General features: G+C 44.1%; 9 protein-coding genes. 2 read left to right on the top strand and 7 right to left on the bottom strand.

Translation table 11 applies throughout. The annotated features are described in order from the left end of the window. Nucleotide 1: 1 nt before the first annotated feature. Entirely contained in the window at nt 2–2866 is a 2865-nt protein-coding gene (locus BQ7394_RS10600; protein ID WP_075559977.1) for a M16 family metallopeptidase, read from the bottom strand. Between the two features lie 204 nt (nt 2867–3070). Between BQ7394_RS10600 and BQ7394_RS10595 the strand changes: the two genes are divergently transcribed. Both BQ7394_RS10595 and BQ7394_RS10590 read left to right on the top strand, forming a co-directional pair. Then, nucleotides 3071–4240 (top strand): mechanosensitive ion channel family protein, encoded by a 1170-nt coding sequence (locus BQ7394_RS10595; RefSeq protein WP_075557409.1) that lies wholly within the window; start codon nt 3071–3073, stop codon nt 4238–4240. Nucleotides 4241–4327: 87 nt separating this feature from the next. Next, the gene (locus BQ7394_RS10590) at nt 4328–5599 is read left to right on the top strand and encodes a mechanosensitive ion channel family protein (protein WP_075557408.1); all 1272 of its coding nucleotides are present in this window, start codon (nt 4328–4330) and stop codon (nt 5597–5599) included. Between the two features lie 66 nt (nt 5600–5665). Here the strand turns inward: BQ7394_RS10590 and BQ7394_RS10585 are convergent, their stop codons facing one another. From BQ7394_RS10585 to sucC, 6 genes are read right to left on the bottom strand one after another with little or no spacing between them, the layout of a single operon-like run. Then, nucleotides 5666–7279 carry an energy transducer TonB gene (locus BQ7394_RS10585; RefSeq protein WP_075557407.1) on the bottom strand — a complete coding sequence of 538 codons (1614 nt, stop codon included), beginning with the start codon at nt 7277–7279 and terminating at the stop codon, nt 5666–5668. Between the two features lie 24 nt (nt 7280–7303). Beyond that, entirely contained in the window at nt 7304–8833 is a 1530-nt protein-coding gene (locus BQ7394_RS10580) for an MBOAT family O-acyltransferase (RefSeq protein WP_075557406.1), read from the bottom strand. Beyond that, entirely contained in the window at nt 8823–10211 is a 1389-nt protein-coding gene (locus tag BQ7394_RS10575) for a GDSL-type esterase/lipase family protein (protein WP_235848727.1), read from the bottom strand. The genes BQ7394_RS10580 and BQ7394_RS10575 overlap by 11 nt, the downstream gene beginning before the upstream one ends. After that, nucleotides 10183–11631, bottom strand: a complete 1449-nt coding sequence (locus tag BQ7394_RS10570; RefSeq protein WP_075557405.1) for an SGNH/GDSL hydrolase family protein — start codon at nt 11629–11631, stop codon at nt 10183–10185. The genes BQ7394_RS10575 and BQ7394_RS10570 overlap by 29 nt, the downstream gene beginning before the upstream one ends. A gap of 41 nt (nt 11632–11672) precedes the next feature. Beyond that, nucleotides 11673–12536, bottom strand: coding sequence for a succinate--CoA ligase subunit alpha (gene sucD, locus BQ7394_RS10565; protein WP_075557404.1), 864 nt, complete (start codon nt 12534–12536; stop codon nt 11673–11675). A 5-nt stretch (nt 12537–12541) separates the two neighbouring features. Beyond that, on the bottom strand, nt 12542–13690 hold the full coding sequence (sucC, locus tag BQ7394_RS10560; RefSeq protein ID WP_075557403.1) for an ADP-forming succinate--CoA ligase subunit beta: 1149 nt from the start codon (nt 13688–13690) through the stop codon (nt 12542–12544). Nucleotides 13691–13757: the final 67 nt, after the last annotated feature.

The raw sequence follows: 13757 nt of genomic DNA, 5'->3' as shown, positions 1-13757 counted from the left end.
ATTATTTATAAATATCTTTCTTTCTCAATCTGATAATCTCTCCATACTCAGCCAGCTTCTTCATATCTATACGGCTGGAATTGCCTACAATAACATAAACAATGGGCTTCAGCCGGATATTATGACGGTAGAAGCGGACAATATCTTTCATATCCATATCCGAGATGCCGGACAATAGAGCTTCATTCGGATCACTTTCAAAGCCATTCCTTTTATATCCTGCCACCTTTTCCGACAACTCCCTGAAGGATGGGTAATCGTTGTTCACCTGATTGGTGATCAATTGCTTGACCGTCGATATTCTATCAGGCTTTTCCGGCATGTCACTGATCAGAGAGCTCATCACTTCCATTGCATCCAATGTCTTATCGCTTTGAGTTGACAACATCGTAACAAACTCACCGGCTTTTCCTTCCAGTTTATGAGGCGGCAATAAATAACGCCCGCTAACACGGTAGGCTAACGAACGGAATTCCCTTATCTCCTGAAACATCAACGACGACATATCTCCACCGAAATAAACAGAGAACAAACGGGAGGCATGACGCGACCATAAATCGTCCGTCACCTCTCCTTTCGCAAAACCGTACACAATACTTTGCGACGCTGTCGGCATATCCATAAAATAAACGACGGACTTGTCATACACTTCCGGATCGCGATAATAATCAGAACCGGCTGCAATCGTTATCTCTTTTAGCGGTATAGAGGCTTTTAACTGCTCTTCCACCTGATCGGAAGATAACGTTCCGCAATAATGCAGGTCGCACTCCGTCTGGCGGACGTTTGCAAAAATAGCCAATAGGTCTTTTCCTTTCAGCTTCTTTATCTCAGAAAGAGATAGTTTACGGAGATAACGCGACCGTTCACCATACTTCACTTTCTCGAGTAAAGCATTTGCAATATTATCACTGGACTCGAAAAAAGCTTTTTCGATTACTTTCGCATCATTAACAACCTGGCGGATCTGCTTATCGTCGGCTTTGACATGTGTAATGAAATCGCCGGCCAAAAGAACGGTTTCTTTGAAATGAGTATCAAAGCCTGTTATACGAATAACAAACTGCTTGTCGTTTGCTTCGAAAGACATGGTACTGCCTAACACCTGCAACCGGGTTCTGAAATCCTGGAACGACAAAGAGTCTGTCCCAAGAAACTGGAGATAATTAGCCAGATAGTTTAACTGCGGCTGCTCCAATGTCCCGACCTGATAGATCAGGTTAAGCGAAAATATATCGGTGACCGGATTAGTAGTCGTATATAAAGTTGCCAGCGGATTAAGTTTTGTTATTTGTACGTCTTTCTCAAAGTCGATAAAACGAGGTTCCACTGTCTGGGTCGGCATTTGTTCCAATTGTTTGGCATATTCGGAACTGGCCTCCGAGTTCTTTGGGACAACAGGAGTAAAATCCGGTTTCTTCAAATTATCTTTTGGATATTTGCCGGTCTTTTTCGTCACACAGAGATAATTTTCGCTGAAATACTTGCGAGCAACCTGCATGATATCCTCCCGTGTCAGAGCATCGATCTTTGTCACTTCCTGCAAATAATCCTCCCAACTTTTACCCTGCGAATAAAGAGACATCATGATCCGCGCACGCGAATCGATATTTTCAAGGCTGGATGCATACTGACGCCGCTGTTCCTGCTTCAGGCTATTAAATACTTCATCGGTGAAATCGCCTTCTTTGATCCGGTTGATCCCACGCCAGACAAGCTTTTCTGCTCCACCATAAGTTTGAAGCATCAGCTTGGGTACAACAGCGACAGCCAATATTCCGGCTTCATTCATACTTTCGTTTAGAGCCATGCAGGCCGTTATTTTCCGGTCGACCATCAGTTTGTCAAGAAATCCGGTACCGTTAGCATTATTCAGCATATTAACGGCAATAGCGAGCGCCGCCTGATCTTCATGGTTAGCCGGAACACCACGGAACCCCAATCCCATAACTTTTACTAATGGAACAGGGAATTTGACCTTCATCTTTTCTTTCCCTTTGAAGGGGGGTAAAGTCACAATATCTTTCCTTGGAGCTTCTCCCGGACGAATACGCGAAAAAGTACGTTCCAGAATGGGCAACACAGCTTCCGTATCAAAATCACCGCTCAGAACCAATGCCATATTGGATGCGACATAATATTCTTCAAAGAATTTTCGCATCTCCGTCAGGCGCGGATTCTTCAAGTTCTTTGTGCTACCGATGATCGGATACGCATAAGGATGTGGAGCAAAATACCGGGCAAGCAGACGATCCATTACCGGGCCACCGATAAAATCGCCATACATATTCTTTTCTTCATAAACCGTTTCCAACTCACTTTGGAACAGGCGGAAAACAGGATTCAATAAACGTTCGCTGTTTATCTCCGCCCATTGAGTCATATATTGAGGAGAAAAGGTATTGAAATAGATCGTAGCATCGTAGGATGTAGCCGCATTCAACCCCGAGCCTCCATATTTAGAGATCAAACGATTGAATTCATTCGGTATGACGTAATCGGAAGATTGAATACTTAATTCGTTTATTTCCTGCTGTATGCGGGTGCGGGCTTCTTCATCTTCAGTAATAGCCAGCTCGTCGTATTTCTCAGAGATAGAGTCGAGCAGAATTTTTTCAGCTTCATAGTCGATGGTTCCGATCTTATCGGTTCCCTTAAACATCATATGTTCGAAATAGTGAGCGATCCCTGTGTCCGGACAATCTTTTGCTCCTGCTTTTACAACCACAGCTCCAAACACTTTCGGTTGGCTGTGATCCTCATTCAGCCAAATGGTCAGTCCGTTTTCCAGTTTATATTCTTTTACTTCAAGTGCTTTTGAATTCTGAGCAGCCAACAGATTCGTTGTATTTGCAAATAACATCATCATCAATAATGCTTTCATGGATATTTTACCACCACTAATTATATATGGTTTACAAAGATACCGGATTCCTTTCTGTTATCAGGAATGATTAGGCTTTTTTATTTTAAATATCCGATGACAAACTCTGTTTAAACGAATCTATTTACTTGATGACTCAACCAAATGCCTAGTTAAATGTTATCAATATAAAAAACGATACAAATTATGGTGAACTTAGGTAGCTGGATGAACAAACTTCTTATTGGTTGGGGCGTAGAACCGAAGATTGCTGATACATTCGATGAAATTATTATTGCCGTGTTATTGATTGCGGTAGCAGTCGGGGTCGATTATTTATGTCAATATATTTTTGTTGGCAGTGTTAGAAAATTGTCGGAGAAAAGCCATTATTTCTGGGATACATTGCTGATCAAGCGTAAAGTTGTACATAACCTGGTACATGCCATTCCCGGCATTATTGTCTATGCGTTGCTTCCGATGGCCTTTATCCGGGGAAAAGAATTGCTGCTGATTTCACAGAAAGTCTGTGCTGTTTATATTGTATTTGTATTGCTGTTGGCCATTAACGGTTTTCTCCTGGTTATCATGGATATTTATAATCACCGGGAAGTAAACAAGAACCTGTCGATAAAAGGTTTCATACAGGTATTCCAGGTGTTGGCTTTCTTCATCGTCGGTATTGTTATTATTGCAATCCTGATGGGGAAGTCACCGGCCACTTTATTTGCCGGACTGGGTGCTTCGGCTGCTATCCTGATGCTGGTGTTCAAAGACACGATACTCGGATTCGTGGCAGGTATACAACTTTCGGCCAACGATATGCTGCGACCGGGCGACTGGATCACGGTGCCGGGATCGAATGCCAACGGTGTGGTACAGGAAATAACGCTGAACACAGTCAAGATACAGAACTTCGATAATACCATTTCCACTATTCCGCCTTATACGCTGGTCAATAACTCCTTCCAGAACTGGCGGGGAATGGTCGAATCCGGCGGACGGCGGGTTATGAAATCGATCTTCCTCGATCTGAATACAATTAAATTCTGCACACCTGAAATGATAGATACTTTCCGTAAAGAAATACCCTTGCTGGCAGATTATCAACCGGACGAAGGCGTTACACCGACCAATTCGCAAATGTTCCGCGTGTATGTCGAAAAGTATCTGACTAGCCTGCCGGTAGTCAATACGGATCTGGATTTAATCATCAGCCAGTTACAATCGACAGAATATGGTGTACCTATTCAAATCTACTTCTTCTCCCGCAATAAAGTATGGAAAGAGTACGAACGCATTCAATCTGATATATTCGATCATTTCTTTGCGATGATCCCCAAGTTCGAATTGAAGGTCTATCAGTATTCGGACTAACAATAAGTACCGGGAGACTTTTGATAGACTTTTGGGAGGCTCTGATTTTTTCCATATATTTGTATTCATAACTTTAAAGACATATTTATGAGTGAATTACAGCAATGGATTAACAGTTATCTGGTTAAATGGGGTTTAGTACACGATTCGGCAAATATATGGGATAACCTGATTGTGCTGTTCCTTGTTATAATAGTAACCGTCGCGATCGATTATACTTGCCGCTACATCTTCCTCGGATTATTTAAACGTTTTGCCAAAAGGACCCGGAACCAATGGGACGATCTGATCGTGGAACGCAAGATTATCAATAAGCTAATGCACTTGATACCGGCCATTTTGGTGTATATCATGCTACCGCTTGCGCTTCCGAGAGAAGAAATGCCTACATTGCTGGGAATTCTTCAAATGATCTGCAGTATCTATATCGTAGCCGTCATATTGCGTTTTATCAATGCAGCATTAAATCTGCTCCTCGAAATATACAACAGGAAAGAAGCCTTTAAGAATAAGCCGCTGAAAGGGTTTGTGCAGATCATTCAGGTGCTTGTATTCTTTGTCGGGTTTATCATTATCATTAGTATACTGATAGGGAAATCACCCGCTACCTTGTTTGCCGGATTGGGGGCATCCGCGGCTATCCTTATGTTGGTATTCAAAGATACGATACTCGGATTCGTTGCCGGTATCCAGCTATCGGCCAATGATATGCTCCGTCCGGGCGACTGGATCACGATGACTAAATACGGCGCAGACGGAACTGTGATCGAAGTGACACTGAACTCGATCAAAGTACGGAATTTCGATAATACAATCACCATGATACCGCCTTACGCCCTTGTCAGCGACTCTTTCCAAAACTGGCGCGGCATGCAGGAATCAGGCGGTCGACGCGTTAAACGATCGATCAATATCGACATGAACAGTGTACGTTTTTGTACCCCGGAAATGCTTGCCAAATTCCGCAAGATATCCTTATTAACCGAATATATCGACACAAAGCAAAAGGAACTGGAAAGATATAATGAAGAGCATAATATAGATGATTCTATCAAAGTGAACGGACGCCGCCAAACCAACCTCGGTGTTTTTCGTGCTTATCTGGTGAATTACCTGAAAAATAATCCTGACGTGAACAAAGATTTGACGTGCATGGTACGCCAACTGCAACCGACAGAAAAAGGGATACCGATGGAGTTATATTTCTTTGCCGCAACAACCGTTTGGATACCTTACGAAGGGATTCAATCCGACGTATTCGATCATATCCTGGCTGTGTTACCGGAGTTCGGGTTGCAGGTTTTCCAGGAGGTGTCAGGCTCCGATCTGCATCATTTAAGAATCCAAACTTCAAACTAATAAAAAATAAATAGACTGTCTTAAAAGTCACTCATAACAAAGATGCTTTTGAGACAGTCTATTATATTAGTCTATTTCTATAAAACTTTTCTGTACAATCTCGTTATAGGTAAACGGAGATTTGACATATTCTTCTCCCCCCTCTGCTTCTTTCAACGTTTCGGTTTCGTAGTCGACCTTCCAGTTTCTATTGTTTTGAGTAGTGACGTAAAGAGGTTCAAAATCTTCATCATTTTCTTTAAAGAACAGCATGGCATGTTCACCGCCAACCGGTTCACATTCTTTCGGCAAAGTCAGCCACGCTCTGATCTGCGCTTTATATTCACTCCCGTCAAAATAAAGCAGGTGATCCATCAACTCAGTGAAAACTTCCCAACTGATATCATACGGGAAAGTCAATGCAAATACCTGTTTTCCCATCGGATGGATACGAATAATCGCATCATATTGCCGACTATTATATATATCGGTAAATGAACGCAACATCTGTTCCACATCCGCCTCCTCTACTCCGGCAACAATCACTATCTTATCATTGCTGACAGAGATATTGGGACGTAGAGCCGGGTCTGGCTTTCTGTCTTTTTTCCGGAACTTACTCTTCAAATAGAGAATAATAACAACAGCTATTGCTCCCCAAAACAGATAAGTTTTGATTGGTAACTTCTTATTGGACTTTTTCGTATTTTCCACTATTTTTATCCCATCGTCATTCAGATTGAAAGTAACAGGAATAACTTTTTCATCGGCAATATTCTCTCCGTTACGGGTTGCCGGAATCCATTTCCCGCTTGTCAAACCGACCAGACGGATCGCTTCTTCATTCAATAGCGGTTCCGAACCGAGAAAGACATGCGGGTTAGTAACAGAACCGTCTGGTTCTACCGTACAAGCAATAAGAACGGTTCCACTCACCTCTTCCTCAATGGCTTTCTCCGGATATTCCATATTTTGCCGGATAAACCAGAATTGAGCCGACGATCCACCCACATATTCAGGGAAAGTACGGTCTGAACCTTCCGCACGGTCGATCGGGCTATATACACCTTCATTCGTCTTTAACAAATAAGTAAGCATATACTGATCGCCATCCGTGCGGCTGAAACTCATAGAGCGGTATCCCAGTTTAGGCACATTATTTATCTGTTTTCCGTCATTATCAGGTGGCAAAAGCACGACATCCATCAATCCTACTTTAATTCTGGAAAAACGCAGGTTATTCAATACATGTAGATAAAGCGACTGGCAAGCCATTTCCTCTCCGGACACTCCTTTCTGACGGACACTCTCGAACCGGTATTTCCAAGCAATAGGAACTGCATTTTTATAATCATCTGCAAAAGAATAGATCAGAGCGATCCTGGCATCACCCAACAATGGAATAGGCTCTGTTACAAGCCCTTTCATTTTGGGATTATCAGGCGTAAAGGCGGTAAATTCACCTTCGTTCGTTCCGAAACGAGTCAATTTATTGACCGGAAAGATCGCTTCCAAACGAAACAGAGAAATGTCCGTATCTTCCGGTTTGGGTTCTTCAATGATCAGACTATCCAGATAAGGTCTGACCTCCTGCCGCAAGCGAAGTTGCTCTTCCGGCAAATTGTTTTGTTGCGCCTTTACTCCAGATATTCCGCTGGCAAAAACAGTCAGGAGTAGAAAAAGTATCGGGGTCGCTTTCATAATTATAGAAATATTTAGTTTACATCAGAACTGGAAATAGATAAACGGCTGCACGCCGGCACTCTTAAATTGTACCACGACAAAAACCATGACAGCCAGAATAACCGCCTGTACCAACAGTGGAGACCGGGTTACCACACCCTGCAGAGCATTCTCTACCGACTTAGGCATAAAGTGCAACACATAACCTATTATCATCAATATAAAAACTCCCTTATAACCGGTTACAAACTGAGTAAATACTTCCGGATGGAAGTTTGTACAGATTTGCGTAAGCATCTCTTTTACCGTTTGCAGTGAATCGGCGCGGAAGAATATCCAACCGAAACAAACCAGGTGGAAAGTGATAAATATACCCAACACCCTGCGCCAGGGCTTCATCTCCGAACCTAATTGTTTGAAACTACTGAATCGCCCCATGATAAACTTATGGATAGCCAGTGCCACTCCGTGTATAGCGCCCCAAATGATAAAACTCATAGAAGCTCCATGCCATAAACCACCCAGCAACATTGTAATCAGCAGATTTATATAAGTGCGAACCTTCCCTTTCCGGTTTCCTCCCAACGAGATATACAAATAATCCTTCAGCCAGGAAGAAAGAGAAATATGCCAGCGTCGCCAAAATTCTGTAATAGTGGCCGATTGATAGGGTGAGTCAAAGTTCATATTGAAACGGAATCCCAGCAATAAAGCAATACCGATCGCCATATCCGAATACCCGGAGAAATCGCAATAGATCTGCAGCGCGTAGCCATAAACACCCAAGAGATTCTCTACTCCCGTATAAAGCAACGGCGCATCAAAAACACGATCTACGAAATTCATGCTGATATAATCGGAAATCACCGTTTTCTTAAACAGACCGCACAATACCAAAAACAAACCTTCTCCAAACTCTGAGCGTGTAACAGTCGGATTCTTATAAATCTGTGGGATAAAATCGCGGGCACGAACGATCGGACCGGCCACCAACTGAGGAAAGAACGATACATAAAACACATAATCGATCCAACGGGTTAACGGTGTTATCTTTCCCCGGTATACATCAATGACATAACTGATCGTTTGGAAGGTGAAAAAAGAAATACCGACAGGCAGGAAAATATCCATCGGCTGATAAGTGACACTTTGCATGGAAGTATTTCCAAACTGATAACCGAACTCCCGTGTAACAGTCGCAATAATCTCTAACAGGAAGTTGAAGTATTTGAAATATCCCAACAAACCGAGGTTTATACATAAACTTACTACTACCAGCAACTTACGTTTCCACTGGGCAGAAGCATGGAATATCCCCTGTGCAATACAAAAGTCGGACGTGGCAGTAAACAACAACAGGAAGAACCAAAGTCCGCTACTCTTATAATAGAAATAAAGGGAGAAAAGCGTTACATATATGATACGGGCCAGTAAATGCTTCCTAAGTGACATGTAAATAATCAGGAAGCCTATGAATAAAAAGAAGAACAGCCCGCTGCTGAACAGTATCGGTGAAAGACGGTGATAGGTAAGTATCTCGCCCAGTTTTGAGAAATCCAGATTATCGAACATCGTTGCCTGTAATATATCGGTTATATGTTTGCATCAGGGCGCGATACAATAAAAGTCCCTGCTCCTGATAGCCTTCTTTAGTAAAATGAACACGGTCGCGCCCCATCAGTCCGGCCTTATGCCATTTGGAACTCGAAGTTTTTCCACCTGTGGCAGCAAATAAATCCCAACAGGCAAGGCCTTCACGACGGGCTACTTCTATAATAGCTTTTGCCGCGCGTTCTGTATTTTCATTGCGCACATAAGTACGTTTCTTGTTTACAGTCACCCGTTTATAGCATTCGGGCGGCGTAGTAAGCAAGATAGCAGTATGTGGCATCTGTTTTTTTACCAAAGAGATAAAGTCTTCGATCTGTCCGGCGAACTCATTGCGGGTAAAACGCCTGCCGAACGTCTCGTTCGTTCCCAGCGATATGATCAATAACGATGGGTTCAATAAAGCCAGCTGACGGACATAATTTTCGTCTGTATAATTAACAAACATGGCTCCGTTCACTCCAACCGAATGATATAATATACCCGGTTGGCCATTGGTCAGATTGAAACCATAATAAACATTCTTAAAAGAAGAAGCAGGCAACAGATTATCCGTCCCTTGTTTCCGGCGGGTACTGTGCAACTGCAATGTATCAGCCAGGCACGAGATACGGAATGTATCGGCCACAACACCCGGTGCACACGAGGCCGTACTTAGAGTAGTCCTGATCGAATCTTTCAATTTACCAGCAGGAAGCATCGGCATAGACTTTTCTCCCCGGTAAATAACAGCCTGGTTAAAAGAGTATCCCGCCCCATTGTTCGGAGCCATACTGATATCGAAGTTAATAGAAGGCGATACGGACTGGATGCCGATTCCACCGGGCCCGATCGGAGCCTTCCTGTTATTCTGTATACAACGTCCGGCAACCCATTCTTTGGCTACAGATGAAATAAAATAATCGTCCGGTTCATTCGTCTTGCTCAATTTAAAAGGAGCCACCCAGCCACGCCCTGCATTTCCGAACTGTTGCTGTAAAAGACGCATCATACGTCCACTGTAATGGCCAGCCTGGATATGTGAATCGCCCAGCTGAACGATTGTAACGACTGTATCTTTTCCGGCACGTAATGAATCGAGCGCGGCGAAGAAGTCCATTAAAGGAGCATATTCATTTTCGCTATCCGATGCAGGCAACAGGATAGAATCGACGGCAACACCTATCTTATAAGAGGCAGAAGGCAACGCAACAGTGTCCGGTGCGGCCAGTGTATCCTGCAAAACCATTCCTGTATCCCGAACAGACGAACGGGCTGGCGAAAGGTTCTTCGCCCCTACGGTGATCGCAATCAATGCCGATAAGACCGACAGGTTAATTAACCACTTTGTCTGCTTCATCATAAAACTCCTTTTCTAACAATAATGCTTTTAATAACGCCGTAGCTATTTCGCGTCCTCCACGGAAACTGAGGTGCGTATAATCCTTGCTCGCCCAGTTATTTTCGACGAAACGAACCATACTGTTTTCTCCACCCATTCCCCCGAATGTATTCCAGAACGGGATACCGGTCTTACGGGCAATCTGTCTCTGTGTATGAAGTAAAGCCAATACGGCAGGCATAGTTTCAAATGCGCCATCCTCCTGATGGCTGCGGTCGGAAACGCCGAGCAGCAATATATCTGCTTCCGGGAAACAAACCTGAACACGCCGAACAGCCTCCGTCATACGGCTATTGTACCATCCGTAATGCAGGACACTGTCGCTCACTACATTCAAACCATATTGGAGAATGATCAGATCATACGGCCGCACCTTACTCAGACTCCGGCAGCGGGCACTGTCCAGACGGGCAAGAATTATTCCGGAATTACCCCGTAAAGAATAATTGTCTACCACAATACCCGAATTATCTTCCATCGCAACACCTAATGCCCGGAAACCATCCGTCTCTGTAAACGAGAACGAAGCTTCGGTAAATGTTCCTTTCTTTTCGTATTGGGTTATTTCGGTCGTTGTCGGCAATAGTTCGCTGATTGTATCCGATTCGCCGTTACAAAGCAGTTTCATACGGGTTGCCGTATTCTGTTCATACAGGAATTTCAGGGAAGAGACAGTCTGCAACTCCGGATAACGGTTTGTTGTCTTAACAGAAACCGATGCTTTTTCTCCCTTCGGTTCGAACATCATACCCGAAAGCGTATAACCATGATCATGATCGGTCAACATCGACCAGGTATGCCATCCCTCCGAGTGCTGTTCAACAGTCGGACGAAATTGCGAGGCTACTGATGCAATCGGAACAAAGCCGACTCCACGGCCGCCAAACTCTTTCTGCAAGGCCGAACGCAAGTCTGCAACAACAATATCCCCTTCGATAAACGAGTCGCCAAGAAAGGCAACGCGAACCGGACGTTTTAATTCTTTACCCTTTTTGAGTGCGGCAAAAAAGCGCTTCAACCCGATATGGCCGACCGAATAATCTTCGATATGCGTACCGAGCGAATCGGCTCCCTGAACGGAATACATCACATTGTACAAAGAATCGCGCAAAGCCAGTGCCGCCGAATCGATCCCCGTAGAACGGATAATCGAATCACGCAAAGCAACCGAGTCTATCTGCAACGTATCCGGCTGTTCAAGCTGCTTACGCAATGAATCCATTGATAGTGATTGCGTCTTTACCCGCAAATCCGAAAGTAAGTCAACCTTTTTTATTTTCTGTCCGAACAACTGGTCCGGCAGGTAATATAGCCCCAGACAGATACATAGCGTGATTAACAGCAACGCCAGCAATCTGCCGAAATTATCATCTCTATTCATTTACTCATTCTTACGAAGGTGCAAAGATAGGGATAAAGTTGCTATTTATTACTTAAAAGTTCCGGTATTTCAGAAGGCTCGCTGGCAACTCGTATGCCAGCCTCTTCCATCGCCCGTATTTTTTCAACGGCTGTGCCGGTTCCTCCGGAGATAATTGCCCCGGCATGTCCCATTTGTTTACCCGGCGGGGCAGATTGTCCGGCAATGAATCCGACGACAGGCTTGGTCACATGCTTGCGGATATATTCTGCCGCCAGTTCTTCCGCGTTGCCACCTATCTCGCCGATCATCACGATCGAATGCGTATCAGGATCATTTTCAAACATTTCCAGCAATTCACGGAAGTAAAGTCCTACGACCGGATCGCCCCCCATTCCTACGGCTGTAGATTGCCCCATTCCATTAGCTGTAAGATGATAAACGACTTCATAAGTGAGTGTTCCGCTTCTACTTAACACACCTGTATGTCCTTTCGTAAACACTTTTCCGGGAAGAATGCCGACAAGGCTCTCTCCCGGCGAGATCAGGCCGGGACAATTCGGTCCGATCAGTTTCGCCCCTTTCATCTGTACAAAACGATAAGCTTTGATCACATCTATCGTCGGTATTCCTTCTGTGATACAAATAATTAATCCTATGCCCGCATCGGCGGCCTCCATAATCGCATCGGCAGCAAAACGGGCGGGAACAAATATGATAGATGTGTTTGCCTGTGTTTGCTGTACAGCATCATACATCGTATTGAATACCGGAATATGTTCTATCTCGGTTCCACCTTTACCCGGCGAAGTCCCTCCTACTACATTCGTCCCGTATTCTTTCATTTTCAGCGCATGGAAAAGGCCGTCGCGTCCGGTAATTCCCTGCACGATCAAGCGGGTTGATTTATTAATAAGTATGCTCATGATGACTATCCTTTCTTACTGTTTTTTGATAATTCTACGGCCATCCGGGTTGCTTCACCCATTGTTTCAGCCACTTTAAAACGCGTATTGCACAACAGGTCGCGCCCCTCCTTTTCGTTAGTTCCGGTCAGGCGGACAATAACGGGAATATCATTCTCTATCTGTTCGAAAGCTTTCAGTAAACCGTAAGCAACATCATCGCAACGGGTTATTCCCCCGAATATATTGATCAATACCACTTTTACGTTGGGATCTTTCAACAATAACTTCATGGCTTCAATCACCTTTTCCGGATTAGAACTTCCTCCGATATCAAGGAAATTGGCCGGATCGCCACCATAAAGCTTAATCATATCCATTGTCGCCATTGCCAAACCGGCACCGTTCACCATACAGCCGATCTCACCGCCTATATGCACATAACTGAAACCATTTTCTTTCGCCCTGACTTCTATCTTTTCTTCCTCCGTTGGTTCGAAAAGAGACAATACGCCAGGTTGACGATACAACGCATTATCATCGAAAGTCATCTTAGCATCGATGGCGATCAAGACTCCTTCACGGGTCATTACCAGCGGATTTATCTCCACAAGGGAAGCATCTTTCCCGACAAGCAAACGATACATATTTTGTATGATACCAGCTAATTGATTCACCTGCGACAACTTATCGAACAAAGTAAAAGCATAACGTCGGGCCAGATAATCCGGAATTCCGATCATCGGATCGATCCGGAAATGAAAGATCTTTTCAGGGGTGCGATGAGCGACATCTTCTATATCCATGCCACCTTCGGCACTCATCATCAAAACGACCGAGCGGGAATTACGGTCGATCACAAAACTGATATAATATTCCAGATGGATATTCACGGCTTCACTGACAATTACCCGGGTTACGGGATAATCTTTGATCGTCATACCTAGAATGTTTTCTGCATACCGAAGGGCTTCTTCTGCATTACCTGCCAGTTTCACACCGCCGGCTTTGCCCCTGCCTCCGGTCAGTACTTGTGCCTTGATGGCAACCTTTTCTTCTCCCAGCTGGCTAAATGCAGCCACGGCTTCATCCGGTGTACTGCATAAAATATGCCGTTCGACCGGTATTCCATAATCAGAAAAGAGTTTTTTCGCCTGATATTCGTGTATCTTCATCGAATAATAAATTTAGTGGTTCCTACTTTTATAATAAACAATCCGGCTGTCCGTTAGTTTAAGTAAC

It is taken from the genome of Parabacteroides timonensis (genome assembly GCF_900128505.1).
Lineage (GTDB): Bacteria > Bacteroidota > Bacteroidia > Bacteroidales > Tannerellaceae > Parabacteroides > Parabacteroides timonensis.
The sequence above is the reverse complement of the archived record's forward strand: the minus strand, read 5'-3'. Positions and strand labels throughout refer to the sequence as shown.

What these genes read in the sequence shown, in the direction of transcription:
- BQ7394_RS10570 (WP_075557405.1), bottom strand. Translation starts at nt 11,631, where the DNA reads ATGAATAGAGATGATAATTTCGGCAGATTGCTGGCGTTGCTGTTAATC.
- BQ7394_RS10600 (WP_075559977.1), bottom strand. Translation starts at nt 2,866, where the DNA reads ATGATGTTATTTGCAAATACAACGAATCTGTTGGCTGCTCAGAATTCA.
- sucC (WP_075557403.1), bottom strand. Translation starts at nt 13,690, where the DNA reads ATGAAGATACACGAATATCAGGCGAAAAAACTCTTTTCTGATTATGGA.
- BQ7394_RS10585 (WP_075557407.1), bottom strand. Translation starts at nt 7,279, where the DNA reads ATGAAAGCGACCCCGATACTTTTTCTACTCCTGACTGTTTTTGCCAGC.
- sucD (WP_075557404.1), bottom strand. Translation starts at nt 12,536, where the DNA reads ATGAGCATACTTATTAATAAATCAACCCGCTTGATCGTGCAGGGAATT.
- BQ7394_RS10595 (WP_075557409.1), top strand. Translation starts at nt 3,071, where the DNA reads ATGGTGAACTTAGGTAGCTGGATGAACAAACTTCTTATTGGTTGGGGC.
- BQ7394_RS10580 (WP_075557406.1), bottom strand. Translation starts at nt 8,833, where the DNA reads ATGTTCGATAATCTGGATTTCTCAAAACTGGGCGAGATACTTACCTAT.
- BQ7394_RS10575 (WP_235848727.1), bottom strand. Translation starts at nt 10,211, where the DNA reads ATGATGAAGCAGACAAAGTGGTTAATTAACCTGTCGGTCTTATCGGCA.
- BQ7394_RS10590 (WP_075557408.1), top strand. Translation starts at nt 4,328, where the DNA reads ATGAGTGAATTACAGCAATGGATTAACAGTTATCTGGTTAAATGGGGT.